The following is a 25,825-nucleotide window of genomic DNA, read 5'->3' as shown; positions in this document are numbered from 1 at the left end:
GCAGAAGGAAATGGAGACCATGGCGAACCGAGTGACCGTCGGTCTCGACGGGTCCCCGGAAAGTACGGCGGCTGCCCGCTGGGCAGCCCATGAGGCCGAGCTCCGCGGTGCCTCCCTGGACCTGGTCCATGCAGAGGAATGGCTGGAGAATCCCCCCCTTCCCGTAACGACCACCGAGGAACGTCGGCAGTGGGCAGAGGCCGTCCTCCGCGACACCGCCGATGAGACGCGCCGCGTACATCCGTCCCTGAAGGTCGACACACGCCGAGTGGGCGGGCTGCCTTCCCTGGCGCTCACGCACGCCGCCGAGGACTCCGACATGCTCGTACTCGGCTCACGCGCGCTCGGCAGCATCGCGGGATTCCTCGTCGGGTCCACCAGCACTGCCACCCTCATCGAGGCCGTTCGCCCCGTCGTGCTGGTCCGGTCGGTGGACCGCGCGGGCAATCCGCCGGACGGCACCCGCGACCGCGGGCTCATCGTGGTCGGCGTGGACATCCACCAGCCCTGTGACAAGCTGCTCGCCTTCGCCTTCGAGGAGGCGTCGCACCGCCACTGCCCGCTCGTGATCATCCACGGCTGGTCGCCACCGCCCATCCTCAGCTACGCACCAGCCCTCGACCCGGGGGTCCAGCAGGAAATGGCCCACGGCATCACCACCGCACTGGACGAGATGATCAGCCCCTGGCACGAGAAGTACCCTTCGCTGCAGGTCGACTCCCGGGCCACCATCGGCCAGCCGGCGATTCAAATCCTCGACGCGGCCTCCACCGCCGCCCTCGTCGTCGTCGGCCGCCGTATCCGCCACTCCGCATTCGGCACTCACATCGGCCCCATCACACACGCCGTGATGCACCACGCGGTCTCGCCGGTGGCCGTCATCGCCCACGAGTGAGGCCCACCGCACAGGCAGGAAAGTCTCATGACCGCATCGCTTCCGAACCCGGCAGAGATTATTCCGCTCATCGAGGATGCTGTCACGGCTCCGTCCATGCACAACGCCCAGCCATGGAAGTTCCTCTACCGACCGGCCTCCGGGCTCATCGAGCTGTACGGCGACCCTGGCCGTGCCATGCCCCATGCCGACCCGGACCACCGCGCCCTCCATGTGGGCTGCGCCGCCGCTCTGTTCAACCTACGGGTGTCCGCAGCCTCGGCAGGCTGGGGCGCTGACGTACGGCTGCTGCCCGACCCGGACGTTCCGTGGTTGCTGGCCGCTGCCAACCTCCGGGAACCCGGGCCCACGGACAGCGAACTCGGAACCCTCCATCCAGCCGTACGGCGACGTCACTCCAGCCGTTTCCCTTTCGCGGAGGAGGAGATCGCTCCCGCACTATTGGACGGTCTGCGAGCCGCCGCCCTTCTCGAAGGGTGTCGCCTGGCCGTGCCGGACGCCTGGCACACCGACACGGTGTTGGGCCTGGTACACGACTCCGAGCATCGCGAGGAGATGGATCCCACGATGACGGCGGAGACGATGGCGTGGACACATGCCGACACTCCGGAAGGCCAGACCCGTCCAGACGGAATCTCCGTGGACGCATTCGGTCCGAAGCACGCGGGTCGCGGTGGGGTCGTGCGCGACTTCGGTCGCTCCCGGCGCGTTCCCGGGCGTGGGTGGGCCACCTTCGAGCAGAACCCGCACATCGTGCTGCTGGGTACTTCGGGTGACGGGCCCGAGGACTGGCTACGAGCAGGACAGGCCCTGCAGCGGGTTCTCCTTCAAGCCACCGCCGACGGACTGGTCACGTCCATGACTTCGCAGCCTCTCGAATGGCCCGCGCTCCGCTGGACGGTGCGCGATCCGGGCTCGGCGATGACCCATGTCCAGATGGTGATCCGGCTCGGCTACGGACCGCAGGGCCCGGTAACGCCCCGGCGCCCGGTGGCCGAGGTGCTGGACATCCGCTGAAACAGGAGATGAAGCTGCCTTGTGCCTCGGCACGTACCTCGGCGATCGGCCGCTTGTCCCGACAATCATGACTCTGGGTAGATACCCCGGGCCGTGGCCGCGGCGCCTGCCCGAACGGCTTCGACAGCGCTCTGGTGCACGGTCCGACTGGCTCGTTCGCTACAGGACAGGGGGCTTCCGGTCATGGTGCACCACTGGGGGGCACCGCCGTACTGCACCGCGATGTGGGCTTGTCCGTCCTTCCAAATGGTGCGTACGCTCACCTCGCCGGTGATGACCCCGGCCTCGTCGGTGCGGACGCCACCCGCGCCGGTGAACACTCCTGTGGTCGTCCACGTCGGTGTCATGTCCCGTGTCCCCTTCCTCCCCGCTTCGCAAGGACCCCACAGGGCCATGCTCCACCGGGCGGAAGGGGTGGTGCAGGGCTGAATGGCCCCCCGACCAGGGCCGCACGGCCCAAACAGCGCGGCACCTCCTGCGCGCAGATCCGAGGCCCAGGGCAGGGAAACGGTTCAGTCGGCCCGAGCCATGGCCATGTCTCGGGACTCGGCCATGCACGACATGCGGCAATGCTCCGGCAGGACGTCCGTCGCGGCGAGCGTGCCGCTGCACGCTGCATCGCCTCACGCCTCAGTCCGGTTCCATGTAGGGGCGGCGGAAGACCGGGGCCTGGCCGGCGCCGTACGGGCGTACGGCCGCCATCGCCTGGATGACCGCGGCCTCCAGAAGGCCGCCTGTGTCGATGGGGACGGCCTCCTCCCACGGCGGCTCCGCGGCTGCCATGGCCTTGGCCACCTCATGGGTGGCGTCGGACGCCCCGGGGGCGCGGGTGCTCAGGCGCGCTGCCGACACATCTCCCGGAGCCTGGCAGTGCAGGGCCACCAGGTCGGCGCTGGTGCGTCCGGCCATGAGCAGGGCGGCTTCACGCTGTCCGGCATCGGACCAGGTGGCGTCGAGGACGACGGACTCGCCCCGGGACAGCAGGGCGGACGCCCGGTCGAGCAGGGCCGCGTACGTCCTCGTGGTCCACTCGGGCGTGTACAGCCCTTCGCCGTAGTCGGAGGCCGCGGATTCCTCCGCCGACATGCCTGCCAGCTCCTTGCGGAGGCGGTCGCTGCTGAGCAGCGTGACGCCCAGGCGATCGGCCAATGCGCCGGAGAGCGTGGACTTTCCGCTGCCCGGGAGGCCGCCGACGAGGGTCAGGCCGACAGCGGAGGTACGCAGGTGGCGCAGCGTCGTGGTGACCAGTCGCCGCGCTGCCGCCTGCGCGCCGCGGGCGCCTTGAGCTGCCTGGATCAGGGACACCTTGGCACGGACGAACGCGCGGTAAGCGACGTAGTGGTGCCACAGGGACGGCGGTGCGGGGTCGCCGGAGTACTCGCTGTACTGGGCGAGGAAGAACGCCGCGGCCTCCGGGGCACCCGTCTGCTCCAGGTCCATGGCGAGGAAGGCCGCGTCGTCGAGACCGTCGACGTAGCGAAGGCGGTCGTCGAATTCCAGACAGTCCAGGACGCGGGGGCCGTCGTCGAGACAGAAGATGTCCTGGGCGAGCAGGTCGCCATGGCCGTCGACCACCCGCCCCTGCCCAATACGCGCGTCGAACAGTTTCTCGCGGCCGGCGAGATAGCGACGCACCAAGCGCTCGGTCTCCTCCACCCCGTCGAGCAGCTGGCCGTCTTCGGTCAGTCCCCTGACCTGCGTGAAGCTCGCTTCCCAGCGCGCGGACAGCGCGTCCCGCCTGCCCTGCTCGTCGATGTCCGGGCCGCGGAGCGCGTCCGCGTGACGGGAGGCGAGGAGGCGTGCGACAGACCGCAGGGCTTCGTCGACGTCGGCGCCTTGACTCACGAGCAGGGACAGGCGGCGTTCCGCCGGCATGCGGCGCATCACCACGAGAGGTTCGGGCGTGTCCGCGTCCGGTCCGCGAAATTCACCCAGGCCCAGGTAGACATCAGGGGCGAAGCGACGGTTGAGGGCGACTTCTCGTTCGCACACGGCCCGCCGGGCCGCCGTGGTCGTGTAGTCGAGGAACCCCAGGTCGACCGGCTTCTTCAGCTTGTAGGCGCGGTCACCGACGAAGAACAGGACCGCGGTGTGCGTCTCGCACACCTCTGCGCGCGGTAGTGGCGGAACCTGGAGGCCGGTGCCGGTCCGGAGCGCGGACGCGTCGGTCCGGTGCGCCGGCACCGGCGGCTCCTCGTGGTGGCTCGGCTCAGTCATGGGGAATGACAGCGACGGGGCAGCGCGCGTGATGGATCGCGGCGGTGGCCACGGAACCCAATGGGGGTGCCAGGGCAGGGCGGTGCCTGCGTCGGCCGACAACCAGTAGTCCTGCCCCCTCGGCGGTCCGGACCACGACCTTGGTAGGGCTTTCAAGACCGATACCGGGAGTTACCTCCACGCTCGGAAACTTCTCGCGCCAGCGGCGGAGAGCGTCACTCAGGACCTTCTGCGCGTCCTGCCTGATCTTCTCGGTCACGTCGTGGTCCACGCCCCAGGGAGCGTGAGCGTGGAGGGGCATGCTTCGGCCGTGGACGGCTTGCAGGGGAACGCCCCGTGCCGCGGCGGCGGCGAAGGAGAACGCGAGCAGGTCGTCGCACGGACCGTGCAATTTCAATGCCACCACTACGCCGCCTGAGGCACCTGGAGCGGACGGCGGACCCTCTTCGCGCGTCCCGGCGCGCACCAGGACCACCGGCCGCTCGGCCCGTGCCACGACGGGCATGCTGATGTCGCCCAGGAAATAGCTCTCGACGGGCTCCAGCCCTCGCGAACCGAGCACGGTCATCTCGGACTCTGCTGACGCTTTCAGCAGCGCCTCCTGAGCATCCTCGGCGACCAGGTTGCCGACGATGGTCAGGCCCGGGTGGCGCGCTTGGAGCTCCGCCTTCGCGTTGTGCACGATCCGCTTCGCCCAGTAGTTCTGATCCATCTCGGAGGGGAGGTGGGTCGGTTCCGGCGCCAGCAGGGGCCACGCGTGCAACAGGCGCAGCGTGAGTTTGCGGCGGTCGGCTTCGTCAGCGGCCCAGCGGGCAGCGGCGAGGCTCTCGGGTGAGCCGTCGAGGCCCACAGTGACGACTGGCTCCATGCCGGCTGCTCCGTCTGGTAGGTGACTGGAATGGCGGTGAGGTGTCCGGTTCCGGCCGGCCGGCCGGAGCCCTGTCGTCCCCGCGCTCGCGCTGGTAGCCGTGAAGCGACCGTAAGCGGTACTCGATGAAGCATCTGTGCCAACGCGCCGAGCACACGGCCGTATGTCATCCGAGGAGCACTTTGAAGCCTTCCACAGCGCGCAGGAGGCAGATGCGAGCCCGACCGTTGAGGTCACTCCTGGGGTGATCACTGAGTGTGCTCGATGTCCAGTTCCAGGAAGTGGGCCGAACACGAGATGCACGGGTCGTGGTTGCGGACGGCTCGCTCGCACAGCCGGGTGAGCTCGGCCTCGGAGCCCTCGCCCCGATCGAGGCCGGCTTGGACCAGCCGACGCAGGTCCTCCTCGATGGCGCCCTGGTTCTGGGCGGTCGGTGGCACGATGCGGGCGTCCGTGACACGCCCCCCGTCGTCGAACGCGTAGCGGTGGTAGAGCAGGCCGCGTGGCGCCTCCGTGGCACCGTGGCCGGTGCCGGCCCGGGCCGGCACCTCCACGTACGGGCTGGCCGGACGCTCGTACTCCGCGATGATCCGGAGGGCCTCTTCCACCGCGTACAGGACTTCCACCGCCCGGACGAGGATGCTTCGGTACGGGTTCCGGCAGACCTCTCCCCGCCCGGCACCCGCTCGCGACGGGGCGTCACCCAGTCCGGCCTCCCGTGCCGCTTGCAGGGCCAGCGGGGACAGCAGGTGGCCGCTGACCGCCCAGCGCGCCAGGGAGCCCGTGAGATGCCTACGGCCGTCCAAACGGGAGTGGAGGGCTGTGGAGTGGGAGACCTGCTCCTCGGCCAAGTGGTCGGTGAAGTCCCGCAGGGGGAAGCAGTAGGGCGGGAGCGTCTCGTCGTACGGGAGCACGGTGGGCACGCCGGACTCGATGGCGTAAGTGCCCTCCTCGGCGAGGGCGAGCAGGTCGGCGTCGCACTCGGCGTCCGGGAATTCGAAGCCGGCGACCCAGCGCACCGTGTCCCAGGCGTCGTCGAGGGCGGTGCGCAGCCGTTCTTCCAGGGGGCGGAGTTCGGCGCGGGTCGGGGCGCGGTGGAAGCCGCCGAGCCGGACGTTGACGGGGTGGATGGCCCGGCCTCCGAGCAGTTCGACCACGGCGTTACCGGTCTGCTTCAAGCGCAGTCCGCGCTTGACGTGCTCCAGATGGGAGCGGGACAGACCGATCACGTCGTCCTCGCCGAGGAAGTCCGGTGCGTGCAGCATGTGGATGTGCAGCGTCTGGCTCTCGATCCATTCGCCGCAGTACAGCAGTCGGCGCAGGGCGGCCAGTTGTCCGTCGACGACAACGCCGCACGCGTCCTCGATGGCACGGCAGGCACTCATCTGGTAGGCGACGGGGCAGATCCCGCAGATGCGGGAGGTGAGGTCGGGCGGCTCTGTGTGCGCTCTGCCCCGGAGGAAGGCTTCGAAGAACCGCGGTGGCTCGTAGATCTTGAGCCGCGCCTCGATGACTGTGCCGTGGTGGATCCTCAGGTGCAGCGCGGTCTCGCCCTCGACACGGGCGAGTGAGGGGATGCGCAGCTCCTGGGACCGGGGCGTGGGATCGCTCATCCGGGTCCTTCAGCGTCGGTCACGCCGGGCTGTCCTTGCTCCTCCACGGCGGTGAAGGCGGTCACGTTGAAGGTGTGCAGGAACCTGCCGATGTCTTCCTCGCTCATCCCGTCGCGCTGCATGAGCGGGACCAGCGCGGGAAGGTTCGTGGTTCCGGCCGGCCCGAAGCAGCCGTAGCAGCCGCGCCCGTAGGTCGGGCACAGGGCCCCGCAGCCCGCGTGCGTGACGGGGCCGAGGCAGGGCGTGCCGTGGGCGACGGTGACGCAGACGTTGCCGCGCCGCTTGCAGGAGAAGCAGACGCTGTGGTTCGGGATGGCGGGCTTGCGTCCGGCGAGGAAGGCGGTGATGACCTCGACGAGCTGGCCGCGGTCGATGGGACAGCCGCGCAGTTCGAAGTCGACGGGTACGTGGGCGGAGATCGGTGTGGAGGTCGCGAGGGTCTCGATGTAGTCGGGGCGGGCGTAGACGGTCGCCAGGTACCCCTCGACATCGGCGTAGTTCCGCAGCGCCTGCACGCCGCCGGCCGTGGCGCAGGCCCCGATGGTGACGAGGTGGCGGGCTTCGGCGCGGATGCGCCGGATGCGCTCGGCGTGCTCGGGTGTGCTGACCGACCCTTCGACGAGGACGAGGTCGTACGGGCCGGGAGCAGCGGCGCTGGACGCTTCCAAGAAGTGGGCGATCTCCAGTTCGGCGGCGATGCCGAGCAGTTCGTCCTCGCAGTCGAGGAGGGTGAGCTGGCAGCCGTCGCAGGAGGCGAACTTGAACACGCCGAGGCGGGGGCGGGCAGGGGGCTGGGGTGGGGTGGGGGTGCTCATCTCACAGTTCCCGGACGGTGAGCAGGGGCTCGGCCTGGTCGTAGCCGACGACCGGGCCGTCGCGGCAGAGCAACAGGGGTCCGAGCTGGCAGTGTCCGCAATGGCCGGTGGCACAGCGCATGTTGCGTTCGAGGGAGACCCGGATGCGGTCAGGACGTACCCCTTGGTGGATCAGCGCGCGTGCGGTCGCGCGCATCATCACCTCGGGACCGCAGACGAAGGCGACCGTCTCCGACGGTGTGAACCGGGCCTCGCGGAGCAGCGTGGTGACGATGCCGACCCGGCCGGTCCAGCCGCCGGAAGGCCGGTCGACCGTGACGGCGCCGAACGGCTTTTCCCAGGCGGGGAACTCGTCCCCGTACAGCAGATCGGCGGGGGTCCGGGCGCCCGCGAGGACGTTCAGCCGCCCGAAGGCGTGGGGCTCGGCCAGAACGGCGTCGACGAGGGGACGGAGCGGAGCGAGCCCGATGCCTCCGGCGATGACGAGCAGATCGTTGCCGTGAGCGGCGGCCGAGTCCCAGGCAGTGCCGAAGGGGCCGCGCACGCCGACCCACCCGCCGATCCGCAGCCCGCACAGTGCGCGGGAGACGGCCCCGACGGCGCGGACCGTGTGCGTCAGTCGGTGCCCGTCCGTGATCCGGGACACGGACACCGGGATCTCGCCGACACCGAACGCGTACAGCATCGCGAACTGGCCGACTGCGAAGGGCTTCAGGGCATCCGCGGCAGGCTCCAGTACGAGCGTGACCGTGTCGTGCGTCTCGTCGCGGCGGTCCACCACGCGGTAGGAGAGGGGCGTGAGCGTCATGGCACCGGCCCGCTCCCCTGCGGTCCCGGCGGTCCGTACAGGTCGAGCAGCCGGGTGCGGGTGGCTCGGAGCCGGTCGCCGATGGTCTCGGCGACGACGGTGACCAGCGACAGGCCCAGCGCCGTGTCCTCGGCGCACAGGTCGTGGACGGCCGCGGCATCGAATTCCCAGGCGCGGACGGGGTCCCGGGTCTCGGCCGCGAGGTGCCACTGCCGCGGCGGGCACAGCCATGACCAGCCAAGCAGGCTGCCCGCACCGATGGTCTCGACGACCACTCGCCCCCGGCCGGGCATGTGGACATCGAGCGCGACCGTGCCCGAGCGGATGATCCAGAAGCGGTCGGCCTTCTCCCCTTCCTCGAAGATCCGCGTGCCGCCCGGAAGAGCGACTTGCCGGGCGAGGGCCATCAGCTTCCCGCGGTGCTCCGCCGTCAGAGCGGCGAACACCTCCTCGCCGGGAGGCCCGCCCGGTTGCGAGGTCACGGCGTGTTCTCCCGCTGCGTGGCTTCCTGGTGCAGGGCGTGGGCTTCCTCGGTGAGGTCGATGCCCGTGGGACACCAGACGATGCACCGGCCGCAGCCGACACAGCCGGAGCTGTCGAACTGGTCGTGCCAGGTGCCCAGCTTGTGGGTGAGCCACTGGCGGTAGCGGCTGCGCGGGGTGGACCGGACCGGGCCGCCGTGGAGGAGCGAGAAGTCCAGGTCGTAGCAGGAGTCCCAGAGGCGCCAGCGCTCGGCGTGATCGCCGGTCAGGTCGGTGACGTCCTCCGTGGTGGTGCAGAAGCAGGTGGGGCAGACCATGGTGCAGTTGCCGCAGCTGAGGCACCGGGCGGTGACGTCGTCCCAGCGCTCCGCTTCCAGGTTGTCCCGCATCAGCGTGCGCAGGTCCACCGGCGGCATGGAGCGGCCCATGCGTTCGGCGGCGGCGCTCACCGCCTGGGTCGCAGCCGCTCGGGTGGAACCATCGGGGCTCCGGCGCGGTAGTTCCGCGAGGACCGCGGCTCCCTCCTCGCTCCCGCTCCGGCACAGGAAGCGGTGACCCGCATCGTCCACGACCTCGGTGAGGGCGAGGTCGTATCCGGCGTCCGCGGCCGGCCCGCTCCCCATCGAGACGCAGAAGCAGGTGGCACCCGGCTCGGTGCACTCGGCCGCGATCAGGAAGGCGCCCGTCCGCCGGGACAGGTAGGCGGGATCCCGGTACCTGCCTCCGCTCATCACACGGTCCAGGATCTGAATGGCACGCAAATCGCAGGGCCGCACGCCGAGGAACGCGTACGAGATGCTCTCCTGCTTCTCCTCACGGACGACCGGCGCACCGTCCGGGCCGCGGTCCGCCGACCACTGACGGACGCGCTGCGGATGCAGGAACGACTTCCACGACTGGGGTCCCGCGCTGTGCGCGAAGGCCGCCCCGTCCTCGCGGCGGCGGAGCCGGTACCGCCCCGCCTCCAACTCGACCCCCCACCCGTAGGGAAGCGCATCGGCGGATTCCAGCTCTTCGAGGACGATCGCTCCGTCGCGCACGGTCGGGCCGATCACCGTGCGGCCGCGCCGCTTCAGGACACGCACGAGCGCGGCCAGACCGTCGCGGTCGAGAACCGCCTCGTCCTGGTGGCCGAGGACGGCTCCGGCGTCCGAAGCGTCGGTCATGGTGCACCTCTCGGTCTCCACGTGCCTAGATCCGGCAGCATGTCAGACCAGCGGGCTCCCGGGTTCGAAGCTGGTCCGGCGAGTTCTCCAGCTGTACTGCCGGACGTCTTCCTCGATGCGCCGGACCAGATACGGCAGGGCGGCCGCCACCGCCGGCGTGAGCCCCGTGCCCAGCGAGCGGTCCGCTCCCTCGACCGCGTACACGATGAGGCGGCCCGGGCCGCACCCAAGGCTGTCGGCGAGACATAGGGCCTCGGCGAGCCCGAGCCCGTGCGTGCTCTGCCTGCCTGCGGAAGCCGGGTGCAGCATCTCGCCCGGGGCCACGCACCACCGGTGCGTTCGCCCGGGCTGTCCCGAAAGAGGGAAGCAGGCGTCGACGACGATGGTGAGGGCCGTGTTCTCCCAGAGGGTGATCAGCCTGCCGGGGTCTCCGTCGCACCGAGCGAGCCCGGTACCGGAGGGCAGCGGTCGTTGTGCGGCCCGTTCGCACAACAACGCGATGGCGGCCCACCCCACCCCGTCGTCGCGCCGGAACTCGTTGCCGACCCCGATGACCGCCGTACCGGCGAGCGGCTTCATACGTACCCGCTTCCTTCGTCGGGCGTCTCCAGGTACAGCCTGCCCTACGCGCGGGACGCGGTCCTGCGCCATGGGGCAAACGGCGCACGGCGCAGCCCCCTGCCCGGGGTCCTCGCCCGGTACCGCGAAGTACCGCTGAGCGACGAGGCCCGCAAGGAGACGGCGGAGCTGCTCATGACCGCTCCGGCCTCATCGTGCGACCAGGCGCGACCGTTGCGGAGGCGGCCTGGCCCGGCATGTGTCACCACGAGCACATCGCCGGTCCGGACCTCGACGGAGTCTTCCGGGCAGCGCGGTGTCGACGCCGCGGCGTCGAAACGGGGTGACGGTCGAGGTCGTCGTCCACGCCGGAAGACTCACGGCAGGGCGTGGTCACCGGTGCCCGTGGTCGCGCGCGAACGCGTCGAGAGCTTGCCTGGGCGGGCCATGGGTGTGCAGGAAGCGCTCGTCCAGGATGCTCGCGAGGTCTTCCAGGGCGGAACGCAACACCGTGGAGGCGAGCCGGACATCCCGGTGTCCGGCTTCCGAAGCCTCATCGGCGATGTCGAGGGCATAGCCGATCTGGTGGGCGAGGGAGGTCCGGTCGTCGCCGTCGTGGAAGTAGTAGGACTCCGAGTACTGGAGGAAGTCGACCGCTGCGACGGACAGCGCCGTGGCCAGGCTGTCCAGCATGGCGGCCCCGGCCGGGGAGTCGATCTGTTCCTTCGAGGGATGGGTACGGGAGAGGTGGGAGAGCCGCAATGCCAGCGCCCTGCGGCGCGCCAACGCCGGATAGATGCCGAGGATCCAGGAGACCGTCGCGGTCAGAAGGGCGAACCCGACCAGCGCCTCCAGGGGTGCGAGGAGGCGCAGCCACCCCTCGGCGGGTGCGACGTCACCGAGGCCGAGCGTGGAGAGCGTGACCAGCGAGACGTAGGTCGCGTCCAGCAGGCTCGCATGATCGTCGGGGTGCAACCCTCCCGCGTACACGAACGCCTCGGGCATGTGAGGCCAGTAGATCAGCGCCCAGCCCGCCGCCACGATCAGGGCCCACAGGGCGACGACGGACACCATGGCGAGCGGGCCGGCCAGGCCGGCTGCCGTGCGACGGGTGCCCAGGACGGACGAAAGCCGCCACAGTGTGGTCATGACCAGGCGGCTCAGCCCGCCGTGACGCGTCGGGTGCCACAGCGTGTGGAACACGTCCCGCAGGATCAGCAGGACCAGGGCCGCGCCCGTGACCGTCACCAGCCAATCCATCCGGCACCTCTTTTCCACCGCGTTTCGCCCAGGTTCGCGCACCTCCGTAGCCGCTGATCGCAGCCCACGCCGTCGCCAGGTGTCAGAAGCAGTGCCGGGCCTCACCCGGCGGCGGAAATCGGCCGAGGTTCCGGCCCCAGGCGAAACCCTGTGACGAGTTCGGCCCGGATGCGCAGCACGCCGGCCATCGGCTGGTTCGTCCACGGGTCGAGCAGCGCCTCAAGCCGTTCGGCGTCCTTGCGGTTCTCGACGAGCTCGGCGTAGCCGATCACCACGACACCCCAGCCGAAATGCGTGTCGGGGTCGATGGCGTCGGCTTCGTAGGCGAGGACGATGCCGGGTGTGCCGGGGATCGCCACCAGCGACGCGCGTGAAGCGCCTTCGTCGAGCCGGACGATCACGTCCTCCCCCTCGACCACGTGGTTCACCGGTCGGATGGCCGGCAGCGCCTGGTGGGTGAAGACGATGCGGCCCAGCGGCACGGTGCCCAGGAGCCGCAACGCTTCGGAGCGGTCCAGCTGCTCCGTGGACCGCATCGGGTCCAGGACGGGGCCGCGGTCGGGCCTCCAGGCGGTTTCGTGATCCATCACACGGCCCTCCGCTCCGACCGCATCGTGTCGGTGTCGGCTTCACCCAGCGTCCTTGCCTCCTCGCGTGCCGTGCCAGGGCCGAACGGTCCCCTGTCCTGCGGAATCGGGGGCTGGTCGGCCCATACCCAGCGCCTCTGGAGCCGCCCAGAATTGAATCGGAATCGACCGGAGGCCGCCATGAGGACCACTCCCCCTACAAAGATCGCCGGCGCGCTGCCGGCTGAGCACCGTTCCCGGCTGATGGACATCGCACGGGAGGTCAACTTCCCCGAGGGGGCGCGCCTCTTCAACGAGGGCGGCCGGGCGGACAGGTTCTGGATCGTCCGAACCGGCATCGTCGCCTTGGACGTGCATGTGCCCGGCAGACAGCCGGCAGTGATCGAAAAGCTCGGACCGGGCGAACTCGTGGGGTGCTCGTGGATGCTGCAGCCCAGTGCCTGGAGACTGGGCGCGGTGGCCACGACGCCGGTGCGCACGTACGAATTCGACGCCGCCACGGTGCGCACGATGATGGATACCGACCCTGCTTTCGGCTCCGCGATGGGCCACTGGGTCGCGCAGGTGCTCGCGCACCGGCTGCACGCCGCCCGTATCCGGTTGCTCGATCTCTATGCCCCGCACGGCAGTGGCAGCTATCTCTGACGGCCGGTGTCCCGCACCTGAACCCCCAGCAGTGAGGAGGGCGTCATGCCCGCGTCCCGGTACACCGTTAGCGACGTCATGACCCATACGGCCGTGGCCATCGGCCGTGAGGCTTCGTACAAGGAAATCGTCGAGCTGATGGACCAGTGGAAGGTCAGCGCCGTTCCCGTCCTGGAGGGCGAGGGGCGTGTCGTCGGAGTGGTCTCCGAGGCGGATCTCCTGCCGAAGGAGGAGTTCCGGCGGGACGACCCCCGGCTTCCCGATCAGATGGAAGAGGCTTCCAAGGCGGGGGGTGTGCTGGCCGAGGAGCTGATGTCGAGTCCGGCCGTGACCGTGCACCCCGACGCCACGCTCGCCGAAGCTGCCCAGATCATGGCCCGCAAGCACGTGAAGCGCCTCCCCGTGGTGAACGGCGTGGGGATGCTGGAGGGGGTCGTGAGCCGGAGCGACCTGCTCAAGGTCTTCCTGCGCACCGACGAGGAGATCGAGGAGGAGATCCGCGACGCGGTTCTCGCCGAGCTCGCTCCCCCGGTAGATCTACAGGCATCGGTGAAGGACGGCGTCGTCACCCTGCGGGGATCTCTCCGTAGTCGCGCCCTGGTGCCGCTGGTGGCCCGCGCCATCCGTGCCGTGGAAGGCGTGGTGGACGTCCGGATGGAGCTGGAAGGGCAGCCCGCCGGAGCTGCCTGAAACCCTTCACCGCCGCGCCGGCTCTGGGACGCACCACAAGGTGCGTCCGCCCGCTCCCCTGAGACAATGCGTACGACAAGACGTACGCACAGCCGATCGATTACAGGGGCGTACATGTCCGACGCATCAGCACCCTCTGTCTCGTCCGGGGCGCCCATCAGGGTCTTCCTCCTGGACGACCACGAGGTAGTACGCCGCGGCTTGCACGATCTGCTGGACGCGGAGCCCGACATCGACGTCATCGGCGAGGCATCGACCGCCGAGCAGGCATTGACCCGCGGGCCGGCGCTGCGCCCGGACGTCGCCGTGCTCGACGTCCGGCTGCCCGACGGCGACGGGATCACCGTGTGCCGCGAGTTGCGCTCGCGGATGCCGGATCTCGCCTGCTTGATGCTGACCTCGTTCGATGACGAGGACGCGCTGCTCGACGCGATCATGGCCGGAGCGGCCGGCTACGTCCTCAAGCAGATCAAGGGGTCGGACCTGGTTTCGGCCGTACGGACCGTGGCGACCGGACAGTCCATGCTGGACCCTGCGACGACCGCTCGGCTGATGCACTCGCTGAGGGACCCGGAGACCGTCAAGGCTCCGGACGACGATCGGCTGGCGGCTCTCTCCGAGCGGGAGCGTTCCGTGCTCGAACTGATCGGCGAGGGCCTCACGAACGCGCAGATCGCCAAGCGGCTGTACCTGTCCGAGAAGACGGTCAAGAACCACATCTCGCGGCTGCTGGGCAAGCTGGGGGTGGAGCGCCGGGTGCAGGCCGCCGTCATCGCCGCGCAGGTCCACGAACACGAACACGGGCGCGGGCACGAGCCGGAGCACGGCATGGGCCGGAGCTGAGTGTCGACGGGGGTCACCCGGAGGGTGGGAAGTCGCCTCCATCCAGCGGTACCCGCCATTCCAGTTTCGTCCCCCGCCCGGTCGACCCGTGCGCCGATACGGAGAGCTCGCCGCCCAGGCGTTCGGCCCTCTCGGCGAGATTGCGGAGCCCGCCGCGACGGCCTCCCTGTGCCACTCCCACTCCGTCGTCGGTGACCCGTACGGTCAGTACGCCCTCGACGGCCGAGAGGGAAACTTCCGCCCGGCCCGCCTTTGCGTGCCGTGCCACGTTGGTGAGCGCCTCCCCGATGACGGCGAGCGCCGCGTCCGCGGTCTCGAGGGGTACGTCGGTGTCGATCAGGCCCTCCATCCGCAGGGCCGGGGCGAAGCCGAGTGTCCGGGCGGCCTCCTCCACGGCTTGGACAGCACGCAGCCGCAGCTTCGGCGTAACCCCGGGCGCCTCGTGTTCGCGGAGTCCGAAGATCGTCGAGCGAATGATCTTGATGGTGGCATCCAGGTCGTCTACGGCTCGGGCGAGCCGTTCCGAAGCCTCGGGATGCTCGACGAAGCGTCGGGCGCTCTGCAGGGTCATGCCTGTGGCAAAAAGGCGCTGGATGGCGAGATCGTGCAGGTCGCGGGCGATGCGGTCGTGGTCCTCCAGCATGCTCATCTGCTCGGCGTCCCGGCGCCGGTCGGCGAGCTCCAGGGCCAGGGCGGCCTGGCCGGCAAAACCGGGCAGGGCTGCGATCTCGGCGCGGGCGAACGCCGGGCGGCCGCACCTGCGGGCCAGGATGAGGACGCCGCTCAGCTTCTCCTTGGTGCCGACCGTGACGGCGACGGCGGGGCCGAAGCCCTTCCAACGTTCCGGCTGCACGGTGATCCGGACCTCGGTTCCGACGTCGGCAACAGTGATCAGTCCGTCCTCCTCGCCGAGGGCGGCTGCTGCCAGGGTTCCCGCGCTGCTGGGCAGCACGATGCCGCGATGCGCCTCGGCGCCGTCTCCCAGCGCCAGCGAGCCGCGCAGTTCCCCGCCCTGGCCCACGAGGTAGAAGACACCGATGTCGGCTCCCGTGATGTCGCGGGCCCGCTCCAGCATGCCCTCCAGTACCTCCGCTTCGGCCAAGCCGGAGAGCAGAGCACTGGTGAAGTCGGAGCTGGCGGTAAGCCAGCGTTCCCGGAGACGCACTTCCTCGAAGAGGCGGGCGTTCTCGATGGCGATGCCGGCTGCCACCGCCAGCGTGGACAGGACCCCCTCGTCCTCCTCGTCGAAGTCGATGCCGCCGCGCTTCTCGGTCATGTAGAGGTTGCCGAACACGTCCTCGCGGACGCGGATGGGGACGCCGAGGAAGGAGTGCATCGGGGGGTGGTGGGCCGGGAACCCGTAGGAGGCGGGGTGATCGGACAACTCCGACAGCCGTAGGGTCTCGGGGTGGCGGATGAGTTCGCCGAGGATGCCGTGGCCGGAGGGCAGGTCGCCGATCTCGGCCCGGAGGTCGTCGCTGATGCCGACGGGGAGGAACTGGGCGAGCTTCTGGTCGTCGCCGATGACTCCGAGGGCGCCGTACTCCGCGTCCACCAGGACGACGGCGGCTTCGACGATGCCCCTCAGGACCTGCGGAAGGTCGAGCTCCCGGCCGACGGACATCACGGCTTCAAGGAGCCCGTTGAGCCGGTCCCTGGTGCCGCGCACTTCGTCGATGCGGACCTGGAGCTCTTCGAGCAGTTCGTCCAGCCGGAGCCGCGGCAGCCCCGAACGCTCGGCACCCTGCTCGTCCCCGCCCATGCGTTACCTCCAAGCGGCGCCCAGGGGAAGTCCGGCCTGCCTCTTCACCGTATCCCCGCCACCGCCTTCCCGCGCAGGCTGAAGGCGTCAGCCGGAGTCGTCGGTGCCGAGATGCCGGACGTGTGCGTCCGGTCCGGGGAAGAAGAGGGTCGTCCTGCCGGTGTCCGACCAGCGGACGTCGTAGGGCGGGGTGCCGTCGTCGTGGTGCAGACCGACGACTTCGCCGTCGCGACCCGCTTTGCCCACCGAGGGCCCGCCCACCACGATCTCGTCGCCCACGCGGGCGTGGGGACCGTGCTCGGACGTGTGCGCCTTCACGATCATCAGCTCCTTCGGAAAGCGTGCCGTGCGAGTCGGGCTGCCGCGAAGCCGCTCACGAGGGCGGCTGATGCCAGGGCAAGGCCCGGCCATCCAAGAGGTGCGGTCTCCAGAACCGACTGCAGCGGCGGGAGGTAGAGCGCTGCCGCCCCGAGCAGGGCGGAGGCGAGGACGGACAGGGGCAGGAAGAGGTTCTCCCGGGTCAGCAAGCGGGTTCGCAGGCCCAGCACGACGCCGAGCTGCGCAGCGAGCAGGGACAGGAAGAGGACGCTCTGCCAGGGCAGGTCCCAGGCCCGTGCGACCGTCCCGGCGGTGAGGCAGGCGGCTGTGACGACTGCGGCGAGCACCACGAGGCGCTGCCAGGCGCCCGCGCCGAGGATGTGCTGGCCGGACGGCCTCGGGGGCCTGTGCATCGCCTCCGGGTCCACCGGTTCGGCGCCCATGGCCACCCCGGTCAGGCCGTGGGTCAGGAGGTTGATCCACAGGATCTGGCCCGCCCGGAGCGGGAGCGGAAGACCGAGGAGGGGGCCGATCAGCATGACGAGGATCTCGGCGGCGCCGCCGGCCAGGCCATAGACGAGGAAGCGGCGGATGTTGTCGTAGACCCGTCGGCCCTCCTCGACGGCCGCCACCACGGTCGACAGGTCGTCGTCGGTCAGCACGAGGTCGGCAGCCTGGCGGGCGACTTCGGTCCCCCGCTGTCCCATGGCCACCCCGATGTCGGCGCGGCGCAGGGCGGGGCCGTCGTTGACCCCGTCGCCGGTCATGGCGGTGACGGCCCCCTTGGCCCGCCAGGCGTCGACGATGTCGAGCTTCTGCTGCGGATCGGTCCGGGCGAAGACGCGTGCGGCGGTGAGGTCGGCCACCCGGCCTGCCGCCAGATCGGGGCCGTTGACCACGGTCTCGTCATCGCTGTCCGCGCCGGACAGGCCCACGCGGACGGCGATCGCGCGTGCCGTGGCCGGGTGGTCTCCAGTGATCAGGACCGGGGTGATGCCGGCCGCGTGGCAAGCGGCGAGAGTGGCCGCTGCCGCGGGCTTCGGCGGATCGCTGATGGCGACCAGGCCCAAGAGCCTCAGCCCCGCCTCGGCCGTCTCCGCGTTATCCGGTTGCTCGGCGTGTTCGGCGGACGCCACGGCGAGCACCCGGTATCCGCGGGAGGCCAGGATCGCCGCCTGCTGCCGGGCGCCGGCCACCAGGTCGGTGCGGTCGGCGAGAACGGCTGCGTCCAGCACCACCTCCGGGGCACCTTTCAGGCACACCAGGGCGCCGCCGGACGGCAGGCGGTGGACTGTCGTCATGCGCTTGCGTCCACTGTCGAACGGGATCTCCCACGTCCTGGGGTGGGTGCGCCTGAGAAGCTCCGGCTCGTCGCACCCGGCCTTGACGGCGGCCGACAGGAGGGCGGCCTCCATGGGGTCGCCGACCGCGGTCCACCGGTCCTCGTGCGGGGGCTCTCCCTGGGGCGGCCGCAGGGAGGCGTCGTTGCAGAGCGACGCGGCCGTCAGCAGCTCCCGTACGGGGCCGAGCTCGGCCGCCGTCGGCTGCCTGCCCTCGACCAGGACGTCTCCCTGCGGTTCGTACCCCACTCCGAAGAAGTCGACCGCAGCCCGTGGCGTCCACACGTGCTGGACGACCATGCGGCCTTCGGTGAGGGTGCCTGTCTTGTCCGTGGCGAGGACCGTGACGGAGCCGAGGGTTTCCACGGCGGGGAGCCGACGGATGAGGGCGTGCCGGGCCGCCATGCGCCGGGCTCCCAGTGCGAGGGCCAGGGTCACGACAGCCGGCAGGGATTCCGGGACCGCTGCTACGGCGAGGCTGATGGCCGTCACCGCCATGATCCCGAGCGGCAGGCCCTGTACGAGCCCGAGGCCGAAGACCACCAGGCAGAGGGCCAGGGTGACGACGGCCAGGATGCGCCCCAGCGAGGCGAGACGGTGTTGCAGGGGTGTCGGCTCCCGCTTGGTGTCGAGGAGCGCGGCGATCCGGCCGAGCGCGCTGTCCGGGCCGGTGGCCCTCACCGTCGCCACACCCCGGCCTCGCACGACCACGGTCCCCGCGCCCACCGTCGAATCGTCCGCCTTGTCCACGGCGACGGATTCCCCGGTGAGCATGGATTCGTCGATCATGAGGGCGGACGCCTCGGTGACATCGGCGTCGGCCGCCACGATGTCGCCCTCGGCGAGGAGCAGGACATCGCCGGGCACCACGAGGGCGGCGGGGACCTCACGCGGGGCTCCGTCCCGCAGGACCCGTGCCTTCGGTGCCGACATCGCGGAGAGAGCGGCCACGGCGTGGTCGGCACGGGTCTCCTGCACGACGCCCACGGTTGTGTTGACGACGATTACCACGGCGATGACCACCGCGTCGGCGTGGTCGCCGATCGCGATCGTCAGTACCACCGCGCCCAGCAACACCATGATCAGCGGATCGCGCAGCTGGGCCAGCACCCTGGCGTACCAGGGTGTCGCCGGGGCGGGCGGGATCTCATTGCGGCCGTGCTCGGCCAGCCGACGTTCTGCCTCGAGGTCGGTGAGCCCGCTGAGCGTGCGTACCGGTGCCTCTGCGGTGGCCGGGGTCATAGCCATGGCGGTCCTATTCGGCCGGAACCGTGATCACCGGGCAGAACGCCCGGTGCAGCAGTCCGTGGACGACGGAACCCAGGCGCATGCCGGAGTAGCCTCCGCGTCCGCGGCGGCCCACCACCACGGCCAGGGCGTGCTCGGCGGCCTCCGCGAGCTCCTCCACCGAATGCCCGATCGGGATCTCGTGGGAGAGCTTCACATCCGGGTATTTCTGCGACCAGCCGGCCGTGGCCTCGGACAGCATCCGCCGCTGGGCCTGCAGTGCGACCTCCTCGTCGTGGAGCAGGAAGACCGGCGGCTGCCATACTGCGATGGCGCGCAGTGCGGCGCCGCGCAGGTCGGCTTCCTCGAAGGCCAGCGCGAGCGCCGCCTTCGAGGACTCGCTGCCGTCGATGCCCACGACCAGGTAGGGCGGCTGCTGGGTGATGTGCTCGGGGTTTCCGACCACGACGACCGGGCAGTGCGCCTGGGCCGTGACCGGGACCACCGTGGAGCCGGCGCTGAAGTGCTCCGCGGTCCGGCTCAGGTGGCGGGATCCGAGTACGAGCATGCGGGCCTGCTTGGACAGGCGGCCTATGGCGGGGACGGGGAGTCCTTCAATCAGGTCTGTGGCCACGGCGGCCCCCGGGTGCCGTTCCCTCGCCCAGTCGGTACCGGCCGCGAGGGCTTCCGAGCCCGCCTGGCGCAGGGCCGTGGTGCGAGGGGTGTCGTCGACGCGCCGTGTGTGGTGCGGAGGAGGCACGGCCACTACGAGTCGGAGCCCGAGCCCACGGCGGTGGGCCTCGTCCGACGCCCAGGCCAGGGGCAGGTGCCAGTCCCTGGCCGGGTCGATGCCGACGACGATCTCGCGGCGTTCGGCGGCGGCCATCACGATTCGTCTCTGTGCTTGTCCGTGTGGCGCGGGATGAGCAGCACGGGGCAGTGGGAGTGGTGCACGAGGCTGTGGGTCTGCCGCCCGAGGGTGGGTCCCAGGTACGCGGACGCCCGCCGTCCGCCCATGACCAGCAGGTCGGCGTGGTGGGAAGCCTCGACCAGGACACCGGCGACGGACACGCTCTTCTCGGCGTCCGCCCGCACGGTGAGGTCCGGGAACTCCTGGCGGATCTGCTCGGTCACCGCGGTCAGGTGCCGGACGTACTCGTCGGCGATCTCCGTGACGTCGTCCATCATGGTCACCACGCTGCCGACGGACTCGAGCACGTTCCACACGTGGAGCAGCCGCAGCTCGGCCTTGCGCAGCTCGGCCTCCCGCGCCGCGTGACGGACGCAGTCCAGGTCGTGCTCGTCACGGACCCCGGCGAGCACCGTCCCGCTCTCGGCGCCGCCGTCGGTTCCTCTGACGATGATAACGGGCGTCTTCGCGCCGGCCGCGACCTTCAGGCCCACGGATCCGAGCATGAGCGAGTTGAATCCGCCCAGCCCCCGGTTGCCGACCACGATGGTGCCGCGAAGGCCGGCCGCCCGGTGCAGGCTGGCGACGGGGTCGCCGCGGCTGAACTCTGTGGTGGCGACCAGACCAGGGTGCTGTTCCTTGACCGCGGTGGCAGTTTCGTCGAGCAGTTCGCGGCCGGCGCTGCGGACGCGCTCGATGGTCTCGGCGGATACGTAGAGGGCCCGGCCGTCCGTGTCGGCGCCGTACACGATGTGCAGCGGACGCCCGCGGCGTTCGGCCTCTGCCGCTGCCCAGAGCGCGGCCTGACGGGCGGGCTCGGAGCCGTCGACGCCGACGATGACGGAGCCGAGTTCCGAGCCGCTGACGGTGTTGTTCATGATGTCTCCTCGCCCGGGGCCAGTGGGGGTCTGTTCTCACGCTGACACCGCGGACCCCGTCAGGAAGAGGGCCGCTCAGGACCTTCATGGGGGCCAAAGGTCCCTGCCGAGGAAGGTGTGCAAGATCCCCTGATCGCCTTCGAACGCACTGGTCGGACCGGCCCCCAGTCCTTGCTGTTCACGCTCCGGTGTCCAGCCACCCGGGGTACGGCTTGAGGGACTCCGGGAGGGACGGGGCACTGGCGGGCCGCATGTCACCGTAGGCGGCTCGCTTCATCTGGAGGGCGAGATCCTCCATGGCGCGAGCGACCGCGAGTTCGTCGCCGATCTCCGGGACGTCGGTGTCCTCGGGTGCGCAGCGGGCGGTGCCGTGGCCCGTGAGCCTGTTCGTGCCCGTGTCGAGCTCCAGGCGGGCCTTGGTCGTGTGGTCCTCCTCGAAGAGGTAGAGACGGACCTTCCATTCAGCGGTGTGCGACATGGCGTGCCTCCGGTAAGGGTGTCAGGGCGTCGTGTGCCGGTGAGTGCGCCGGACCCATCGCCGCAGTTCGTCGGTGCCCCAGACAATGACGGGGAAGGTCGCGATGAGGGCGACGACGTCCAGTGGCAGGGCGGCGGTACCGAACAGGCCCTGCAGGGGCGGCGCGTACACGAGGGCCGCGGTGAAGGCGAGCTCGAAGGCGATGCCGGCCAGGAGCAGGGGGTTGGTGAACAGGCCGATGTCGCGCAGGGCCGCATGGTCGGTGCGGGCGGCGAAGGCGGTGCCGACCTGGCAGGTGACGATGCCGGCGAACGTGGCTGTGGTCGCGGTGACGTACGCGTGGTGCAGGGGGCTGCCCGTGCCGGTGGGGTCGCCCGGGTGCCAGCCCGCGCGCCACAGTACGTAGAAGAACGCGCCCATGACCAGGATGGCGGAGACGGTACCGAGGTAGCCCCAGCTGCGGATGAGCATGTCTCGGGAGATGACTCCTTGCGAACTCGGGCGGGGCGGGCGGCTCATGGTGCCCGGCTCGGCTCGTTCGCGGCCGAGGGCGAGGGCGGGGAGGGTCTCGGTGCCGAGGTCGATGGCGAGGATCTGCAGGACGGTCAGCGGGAGCGGGACCGTGCCGGCCGACAGCGCGAAGACCAGGAAGGGAACGACCTCGGGGGTGAGGTGGGCGAAGATGTAGACGATGAACTTGCGGACGTTGTCGTAGACGCGGCGGCCGGATTCGATCGCGGTGACGATGGTGGCGAAGTTGTCGTCGGTCAGCACCATGGTGGATGCCTCACGGGCCACGTCCGTGCCGGAGAGTCCCATCGCCACTCCGATGTGGGCCCGGTGCAGGGCGGGGGCGTCATTGACCCCGTCACCGGTCATGGCGACGATCTGCCCGTGGGCGCGCAGGGCGTCGGCCACCTTCAGCTTTGTCTCGGGTGAGGAGCGGGCGAAGACGACTTCGGTGTCCGCCGATGCGAGAAGCGCGTCGAGTTCGTGGTCGCCGATCGACTCGGACTGCGCCACCACCTGCAGACGAGGCAGGCCGATGCCGACTTCGCGGGCGACGGCCGCGGCGGTGGCGCCGTTGTCGCCGGTGACGATGTGCACGCGGAGTCCTGCCTCGTGGCAGCGCCGGACGGCGGCGGCGACTTCGGGGCGTGGCGGGTCGTACAGGCCGACGAGCCCGAGCAGGCGGAGTCCGGTTTCCGCGTCCTGGCGACGGGTCGGTACCTCGGCACCGGCCGGCAGTGTTCGGACGGCGACGGCCAGGACGCGCATGCCTTCGTGGGCGAGTTCCTCCGCCGCTGCGGCCGCGGACTGCGAACTGCCTTCCAGGGTTTGCAGCACCGTCTCCGGCGCGCCCTTGACGATGACGCGCAGACCGTGCACGCCATCGGCTTGGACGACGGACATCAGACGCAGCCTGGGGTCGAAGCGGAAGAGGGCGCGGCGCCCGGTGTCACGGCCGTCGAGGTCGACGGGAGCGGCGTGGGCGGCGTGGGCGGCGTGGGCGGCGTGGGCGGCGTGGGCGGCGTGGGCGGCGTGGGCGGCGTGGGCGGCGTGGGCGGCGGCACCTTCTACCAGAGCCGTTTCCGTCGGGTCGCCGTGAAGTTCGCCTTCTTCGCCGCGGGTGACCGTGGTGCACAGCGCGCTGGTGCGCATCAGCTCTCCGTCCCAGGGGCCGGGCTCCCTTCCGTGCTCCGGCGTCCACACGGCTTGGAGTCGCATGCGGTTCTGGGTGAGGGTTCCAGTCTTGTCGGTGCAGATGACGTTGGTGGAGCCGAGTGTTTCGACGGCGCTCAGACGTTTGATCACCGCTCCTTGGCGGGCGAGGACGCGTACGCCGACGGCGAGTGCGAGGGTGATGGTCGGCAGCAGGCCCTCGGGGACGTTGGCGACGAGGAGACCGATCGCGAACATGAGGGTGTCCGTCAGCGGCAGGCCCACGGCGACTCCGGCCGCCAGGAACACGCCGCCCATGGCGACCGCTACGGCGGCGATGAGCCAGGCGACCTTCTTGACCTGCTGTTCCAGGGGGCTGGGGTCGCGGCGGGTGCGCTGACTCAGTGCGGCGATGCGGCCGAGCTCCGTGTGGTCTCCGGTGGCGAACACGATCGCCTGGGCCTGGCCCCCGGTGCAGACGGTGCCGCTGAACACGAGGTTGGGTTCCTGCAGCAGCGGTGCTCCGATGAGTCCGGGGCCGGCGATGCGTTCGGCGGGGGTGGACTCCCCCGTCAGCATCGACAGGTCGACCTCGATGCCTCCCTCGGTCAGCCGTGCGTCGGCGGGAACCTTGGCGCCCTCTTCGAGAACGACCAGGTCGCCCGGCACCAGTTCTCTTGCCTCCACCGCCGAGGGCCGGCCGTCGCGGATCACCAGGGCGTGCTCGGGCAGGTACTTCGCGAGAGTCTCCACCGCCTGTTCGGCCTGCCGTTCCTGGAGGAGCGCGAACGCCGCATTGACGAGAACCACGGCGATGATGGCCCATCCGAGCACGGGGATGCCTGCGACGAACGCCAGCGCCGCGGCTGCCCAGAGCAGCAGGGCCAAGGGGTGGACCAGCTGCCGTACGAGTTCACGTCCCAGTGACGTACTCGCCTTGCGGCGGACCTCGTTGGGGCCGTAGACGGCAAGGCGGCGGGCTGCCTCGCGTGCGGAGAGTCCACTCGGCCCGGTGCCGAGTTCGCGCCTCAGGAGCGGCAACGGTTCCAGCGGGTCAGGGCTCGGGGGCAGCCCGACCGCGGGGGACGGGGGCCGGGTGGCTGCCTCAGTCATCGCCAGGTCCCTGTTCGGGCCGCAGCCTGCCGGACCAGCGCGGCTCCACGGCCTCCCACTCGTGCTCCCACTGGGCCAGTGTGCGGGTCTCGACGAGGTGGAGGCGAAGACGGATCACTGCTCCCGAGGCAAGGGCGAGCAGTCCGAAAGCTCCGGCTCCCGCAGCTGCGGCCGTGAACGCGCGTCGAGCTTCGGACGAAGGCGTTTGCGCTTCCGTGCCCGCGTCATCGACCCAGATCGTGACCGGCCGGCCTGCCGGAGTGCCGAGCGGGACGGAGATCGTGCCGGAGTGCTGGTGAGCGGCCGGGTACTCCCAGACGGCTGGTGCAACCACCCGCAAGTTGCCGCTGGAACGGCTGGAGACCGCGCGCTCCGCGGAGCCGACCGTCGTCGCCTCGATCCGGTGCCGGTGGCGGGCCGTCTCCCTGGCGGTCCGGCTTTCGGAGTCCCAGACGGCCGTCGTGACGACGACGCCGCAGAGCAAGGCGATCAGGAAGGACAGTACGACGACGACGCTCCAGCGGCGCCGGGTCCGGTCGACCGGCCGACGCAGCTCGTTCGGACGTCCGTCGAACAGCCGACGCACCCGACCGGCCCTCGCCGGACGCGATCGCGTGGGCCCGTCTCCGGGCGTGGCGGCCTCGGACATCGTGCACCTCCGCGCGCTCTGATCCTGCCCGGCCGGCCGCTCAGCGGGGAGCGGCGAGTTCGGCGCTGATGTGGTGGGCCCACGTCCGGATCCGCTCGGGATTGCGGAAGTCCCCGCCCTTGCCCGCACGGACCATGGCCCGGGCGATGAACCCGGGCGTACTGGAGGTGATGCTGCCGCCGAACGTGACGTGCTCGCGTGCGCCGAGGCGCTCCATCTCCCGGGCCACCGCCGGCACCGGCGCGATGTCGTGCTGCTCGGCGGAACTGTCGACGGGGCCGCTGCTGAACAGGTAGACCGGGCGGTGCTTGAGGAGGTGCTCGTTGCGTTCGGCGCAGCGCTTGGCCTTGCCGCTCCAGTGCCCGGCGTACAGGGCCCCTCCGAGCACCACGGCGTCGTAGCCGCGTACGTCGTCCACGTCGTCGGCGGGGACCACGACGGCGTCGAGGCCGTCCTCACGCAGGGTCCTGCCGATCTCGGACGCGATTCCGGCGGTCGCACCGTGCTTGGTGCCGTAGGCGACCAGGACGCGCTTGGAAGTCATGACGACTCTCCCTTGCCATCTGCTGTGGTGCGCTTGACGGGGATGCTGCGCCTGGACTCCTCGGGCGCGGCCGGCATCGGCACGCGCACGGTGAGTACGCCGTCCTCGTACGCTGCCTCGACCCCGTCGGAGGGGATCGGCCCGGGCAGGCGCACAACTCTCTGGAAGGAGCCGTAGCGGAACTCCGAGTGATCCTTCTCCTCCTTGCTCTCGGTGTGCTCGGCACTGACGGTGAGGGTGTCCCCCTCAACCGTGATCCGGATGTCCTTGTCGGGGTCCATCCCGGGAAGTTCGGCACGCAGCGTGTACTGCCCGTCCTTGTTGGTCACCTCGATCGCGATCGGGTGGGTGTCGAACGACGTCCGCCACAGCGGGAACCGGGGGAAGTCGGTGCCGAACCAGTCCCTCACGTCGGGGAACGGGCTGCGCCTGCGCTCTGGGTGCGTTCCTGGCATGGTGTGCTCCGTTCCGGCGCCTGGT

At 70.6% G+C, this 25,825-nt stretch carries 25 protein-coding genes; 5 read left to right on the top strand and 20 right to left on the bottom strand.

Annotated elements, in window-relative coordinates; genetic code table 11:
• The first annotated feature begins 19 nt into the window (after window positions 1-19).
• Entirely contained in the window at window positions 20-895 is an 876-nt protein-coding gene (locus tag ACFY04_RS33630) for a universal stress protein (RefSeq protein ID WP_389122707.1), read from the top strand.
• A gap of 27 nt (window positions 896-922) precedes the next feature.
• On the top strand, window positions 923-1,912 hold the full coding sequence (locus tag ACFY04_RS33625; protein WP_389122705.1) for an Acg family FMN-binding oxidoreductase: 990 nt from the start codon (window positions 923-925) through the stop codon (window positions 1,910-1,912).
• A 630-nt stretch (window positions 1,913-2,542) separates the two neighbouring features.
• On the opposite strand, the gene ACFY04_RS33620 is transcribed toward ACFY04_RS33625, so the two are convergent.
• The 10 genes from ACFY04_RS33620 to ACFY04_RS33575 all read right to left on the bottom strand — a co-directional run bounded on the left by ACFY04_RS33620 (window position 2,543) and on the right by ACFY04_RS33575 (window position 12,235).
• Window positions 2,543-4,018 carry an AAA family ATPase gene (locus ACFY04_RS33620; RefSeq protein ID WP_389122749.1) on the bottom strand — a complete coding sequence of 492 codons (1,476 nt, stop codon included), beginning with the start codon at window positions 4,016-4,018 and terminating at the stop codon, window positions 2,543-2,545.
• A 103-nt stretch (window positions 4,019-4,121) separates the two neighbouring features.
• The gene (locus ACFY04_RS33615) at window positions 4,122-4,997 is read right to left on the bottom strand and encodes a universal stress protein (RefSeq protein WP_389122703.1); all 876 of its coding nucleotides are present in this window, start codon (window positions 4,995-4,997) and stop codon (window positions 4,122-4,124) included.
• A 248-nt stretch (window positions 4,998-5,245) separates the two neighbouring features.
• On the bottom strand, window positions 5,246-6,610 hold the full coding sequence (locus ACFY04_RS33610) for a Ni/Fe hydrogenase subunit alpha (RefSeq protein WP_389122700.1): 1,365 nt from the start codon (window positions 6,608-6,610) through the stop codon (window positions 5,246-5,248).
• Window positions 6,607-7,425: an oxidoreductase gene (locus ACFY04_RS33605; RefSeq protein ID WP_389122697.1), complete on the bottom strand. Its 819-nt coding sequence runs from the start codon at window positions 7,423-7,425 to the stop codon at window positions 6,607-6,609. Before ACFY04_RS33605 ends, ACFY04_RS33610 begins: the two co-directional genes overlap by 4 nt.
• A 1-nt stretch (window position 7,426) precedes the next feature.
• Entirely contained in the window at window positions 7,427-8,233 is an 807-nt protein-coding gene (locus ACFY04_RS33600) for an FAD/NAD(P)-binding protein (protein WP_389122695.1), read from the bottom strand.
• Complete coding sequence (locus ACFY04_RS33595; protein ID WP_389122693.1) at window positions 8,230-8,715, bottom strand: cyclic nucleotide-binding domain-containing protein; 486 nt, start codon at window positions 8,713-8,715, stop codon at window positions 8,230-8,232. The genes ACFY04_RS33600 and ACFY04_RS33595 overlap by 4 nt, the downstream gene beginning before the upstream one ends.
• Window positions 8,712-9,881: a 4Fe-4S dicluster domain-containing protein gene (locus tag ACFY04_RS33590; RefSeq protein WP_389122690.1), complete on the bottom strand. Its 1,170-nt coding sequence runs from the start codon at window positions 9,879-9,881 to the stop codon at window positions 8,712-8,714. The genes ACFY04_RS33595 and ACFY04_RS33590 overlap by 4 nt, the downstream gene beginning before the upstream one ends.
• Window positions 9,882-9,923: 42 nt before the next feature.
• Window positions 9,924-10,460: a hydrogenase maturation protease gene (locus ACFY04_RS33585; RefSeq protein WP_389122689.1), complete on the bottom strand. Its 537-nt coding sequence runs from the start codon at window positions 10,458-10,460 to the stop codon at window positions 9,924-9,926.
• Window positions 10,461-10,832: 372 nt separating this feature from the next.
• The gene (locus ACFY04_RS33580; RefSeq protein ID WP_389122687.1) at window positions 10,833-11,699 is read right to left on the bottom strand and encodes a potassium channel family protein; all 867 of its coding nucleotides are present in this window, start codon (window positions 11,697-11,699) and stop codon (window positions 10,833-10,835) included.
• Between the two features lie 101 nt (window positions 11,700-11,800).
• Window positions 11,801-12,235 carry a pyridoxamine 5'-phosphate oxidase family protein gene (locus tag ACFY04_RS33575; protein ID WP_389122686.1) on the bottom strand — a complete coding sequence of 145 codons (435 nt, stop codon included), beginning with the start codon at window positions 12,233-12,235 and terminating at the stop codon, window positions 11,801-11,803.
• 231 nt (window positions 12,236-12,466) lie between these two features.
• Here ACFY04_RS33575 and ACFY04_RS33570 point away from each other — a divergent pair, with 231 nt between their 5' ends.
• The 3 genes from ACFY04_RS33570 to ACFY04_RS33560 all read left to right on the top strand — a co-directional run bounded on the left by ACFY04_RS33570 (window position 12,467) and on the right by ACFY04_RS33560 (window position 14,464).
• On the top strand, window positions 12,467-12,931 hold the full coding sequence (locus tag ACFY04_RS33570; protein WP_389122684.1) for a Crp/Fnr family transcriptional regulator: 465 nt from the start codon (window positions 12,467-12,469) through the stop codon (window positions 12,929-12,931).
• Window positions 12,932-12,976: 45 nt separating this feature from the next.
• Entirely contained in the window at window positions 12,977-13,621 is a 645-nt protein-coding gene (locus tag ACFY04_RS33565; RefSeq protein WP_319194487.1) for a CBS domain-containing protein, read from the top strand.
• A 114-nt stretch (window positions 13,622-13,735) separates the two neighbouring features.
• On the top strand, window positions 13,736-14,464 hold the full coding sequence (locus ACFY04_RS33560; protein ID WP_386120612.1) for a response regulator: 729 nt from the start codon (window positions 13,736-13,738) through the stop codon (window positions 14,462-14,464).
• Between the two features lie 13 nt (window positions 14,465-14,477).
• On the opposite strand, the gene ACFY04_RS33555 is transcribed toward ACFY04_RS33560, so the two are convergent.
• From ACFY04_RS33555 to ACFY04_RS33510, 10 genes are all read right to left on the bottom strand, one after another.
• Window positions 14,478-16,226, bottom strand: a complete 1,749-nt coding sequence (locus tag ACFY04_RS33555) for a GAF domain-containing protein (protein ID WP_389122682.1) — start codon at window positions 16,224-16,226, stop codon at window positions 14,478-14,480.
• Between the two features lie 87 nt (window positions 16,227-16,313).
• Window positions 16,314-16,544, bottom strand: a complete 231-nt coding sequence (locus ACFY04_RS33550; protein WP_107470136.1) for a DUF1918 domain-containing protein — start codon at window positions 16,542-16,544, stop codon at window positions 16,314-16,316.
• A 5-nt stretch (window positions 16,545-16,549) separates the two neighbouring features.
• On the bottom strand, window positions 16,550-19,132 hold the full coding sequence (locus tag ACFY04_RS33545) for a cation-translocating P-type ATPase (RefSeq protein WP_389122680.1): 2,583 nt from the start codon (window positions 19,130-19,132) through the stop codon (window positions 16,550-16,552).
• Between the two features lie 7 nt (window positions 19,133-19,139).
• Window positions 19,140-19,997 carry a universal stress protein gene (locus ACFY04_RS33540; protein WP_389122677.1) on the bottom strand — a complete coding sequence of 286 codons (858 nt, stop codon included), beginning with the start codon at window positions 19,995-19,997 and terminating at the stop codon, window positions 19,140-19,142.
• The gene (locus tag ACFY04_RS33535) at window positions 19,997-20,899 is read right to left on the bottom strand and encodes a universal stress protein (protein ID WP_389122676.1); all 903 of its coding nucleotides are present in this window, start codon (window positions 20,897-20,899) and stop codon (window positions 19,997-19,999) included. The genes ACFY04_RS33540 and ACFY04_RS33535 overlap by 1 nt, the downstream gene beginning before the upstream one ends.
• A gap of 178 nt (window positions 20,900-21,077) precedes the next feature.
• Window positions 21,078-21,377 carry a DUF1876 domain-containing protein gene (locus tag ACFY04_RS33530; RefSeq protein WP_389122673.1) on the bottom strand — a complete coding sequence of 100 codons (300 nt, stop codon included), beginning with the start codon at window positions 21,375-21,377 and terminating at the stop codon, window positions 21,078-21,080.
• 21 nt (window positions 21,378-21,398) lie between these two features.
• Window positions 21,399-24,152 (bottom strand): cation-translocating P-type ATPase, encoded by a 2,754-nt coding sequence (locus tag ACFY04_RS33525; protein WP_389122671.1) that lies wholly within the window; start codon window positions 24,150-24,152, stop codon window positions 21,399-21,401.
• Complete coding sequence (locus tag ACFY04_RS33520) at window positions 24,145-24,738, bottom strand: hypothetical protein (protein ID WP_389122669.1); 594 nt, start codon at window positions 24,736-24,738, stop codon at window positions 24,145-24,147. The genes ACFY04_RS33525 and ACFY04_RS33520 overlap by 8 nt, the downstream gene beginning before the upstream one ends.
• A gap of 103 nt (window positions 24,739-24,841) precedes the next feature.
• On the bottom strand, window positions 24,842-25,345 hold the full coding sequence (locus ACFY04_RS33515) for a flavodoxin domain-containing protein (protein ID WP_326586559.1): 504 nt from the start codon (window positions 25,343-25,345) through the stop codon (window positions 24,842-24,844).
• Complete coding sequence (locus tag ACFY04_RS33510) at window positions 25,342-25,800, bottom strand: Hsp20/alpha crystallin family protein (protein WP_389122667.1); 459 nt, start codon at window positions 25,798-25,800, stop codon at window positions 25,342-25,344. The genes ACFY04_RS33515 and ACFY04_RS33510 overlap by 4 nt, the downstream gene beginning before the upstream one ends.
• Between the last annotated feature and the right edge of the window lie 25 nt (window positions 25,801-25,825).

The organism is Streptomyces sp. NPDC001549, from assembly GCF_042894025.1.
In the GTDB taxonomy this organism is placed as follows: domain Bacteria; phylum Actinomycetota; class Actinomycetes; order Streptomycetales; family Streptomycetaceae; genus Streptomyces; species Streptomyces kutzneri.
The sequence above is the reverse complement of the archived record's forward strand: the minus strand, read 5'-3'. Positions and strand labels throughout refer to the sequence as shown.

Excerpts from the sequence above, each read along its gene's own strand:
- ACFY04_RS33600 (WP_389122695.1), bottom strand. The coding sequence starts at position 8,233 with ATGACGCTCACGCCCCTCTCCTACCGCGTGGTGGACCGCCGCGACGAG.
- ACFY04_RS33525 (WP_389122671.1), bottom strand. The coding sequence starts at position 24,152 with ATGACTGAGGCAGCCACCCGGCCCCCGTCCCCCGCGGTCGGGCTGCCC.
- ACFY04_RS33555 (WP_389122682.1), bottom strand. The coding sequence starts at position 16,226 with ATGGGCGGGGACGAGCAGGGTGCCGAGCGTTCGGGGCTGCCGCGGCTC.
- ACFY04_RS33590 (WP_389122690.1), bottom strand. The coding sequence starts at position 9,881 with ATGACCGACGCTTCGGACGCCGGAGCCGTCCTCGGCCACCAGGACGAG.
- ACFY04_RS33580 (WP_389122687.1), bottom strand. The coding sequence starts at position 11,699 with ATGGATTGGCTGGTGACGGTCACGGGCGCGGCCCTGGTCCTGCTGATC.
- ACFY04_RS33615 (WP_389122703.1), bottom strand. The coding sequence starts at position 4,997 with ATGGAGCCAGTCGTCACTGTGGGCCTCGACGGCTCACCCGAGAGCCTC.
- ACFY04_RS33575 (WP_389122686.1), bottom strand. The coding sequence starts at position 12,235 with ATGCGGTCCACGGAGCAGCTGGACCGCTCCGAAGCGTTGCGGCTCCTG.
- ACFY04_RS33565 (WP_319194487.1), top strand. The coding sequence starts at position 12,977 with ATGCCCGCGTCCCGGTACACCGTTAGCGACGTCATGACCCATACGGCC.
- ACFY04_RS33545 (WP_389122680.1), bottom strand. The coding sequence starts at position 19,132 with ATGGCTATGACCCCGGCCACCGCAGAGGCACCGGTACGCACGCTCAGC.
- ACFY04_RS33560 (WP_386120612.1), top strand. The coding sequence starts at position 13,736 with ATGTCCGACGCATCAGCACCCTCTGTCTCGTCCGGGGCGCCCATCAGG.
- ACFY04_RS33630 (WP_389122707.1), top strand. The coding sequence starts at position 20 with ATGGCGAACCGAGTGACCGTCGGTCTCGACGGGTCCCCGGAAAGTACG.
- ACFY04_RS33540 (WP_389122677.1), bottom strand. The coding sequence starts at position 19,997 with ATGGCCGCCGCCGAACGCCGCGAGATCGTCGTCGGCATCGACCCGGCC.
- ACFY04_RS33610 (WP_389122700.1), bottom strand. The coding sequence starts at position 6,610 with ATGAGCGATCCCACGCCCCGGTCCCAGGAGCTGCGCATCCCCTCACTC.
- ACFY04_RS33625 (WP_389122705.1), top strand. The coding sequence starts at position 923 with ATGACCGCATCGCTTCCGAACCCGGCAGAGATTATTCCGCTCATCGAG.
- ACFY04_RS33515 (WP_326586559.1), bottom strand. The coding sequence starts at position 25,345 with ATGACTTCCAAGCGCGTCCTGGTCGCCTACGGCACCAAGCACGGTGCG.
- ACFY04_RS33585 (WP_389122689.1), bottom strand. The coding sequence starts at position 10,460 with ATGAAGCCGCTCGCCGGTACGGCGGTCATCGGGGTCGGCAACGAGTTC.
- ACFY04_RS33570 (WP_389122684.1), top strand. The coding sequence starts at position 12,467 with ATGAGGACCACTCCCCCTACAAAGATCGCCGGCGCGCTGCCGGCTGAG.
- ACFY04_RS33530 (WP_389122673.1), bottom strand. The coding sequence starts at position 21,377 with ATGTCGCACACCGCTGAATGGAAGGTCCGTCTCTACCTCTTCGAGGAG.
- ACFY04_RS33510 (WP_389122667.1), bottom strand. The coding sequence starts at position 25,800 with ATGCCAGGAACGCACCCAGAGCGCAGGCGCAGCCCGTTCCCCGACGTG.
- ACFY04_RS33535 (WP_389122676.1), bottom strand. The coding sequence starts at position 20,899 with ATGAACAACACCGTCAGCGGCTCGGAACTCGGCTCCGTCATCGTCGGC.
- ACFY04_RS33605 (WP_389122697.1), bottom strand. The coding sequence starts at position 7,425 with ATGAGCACCCCCACCCCACCCCAGCCCCCTGCCCGCCCCCGCCTCGGC.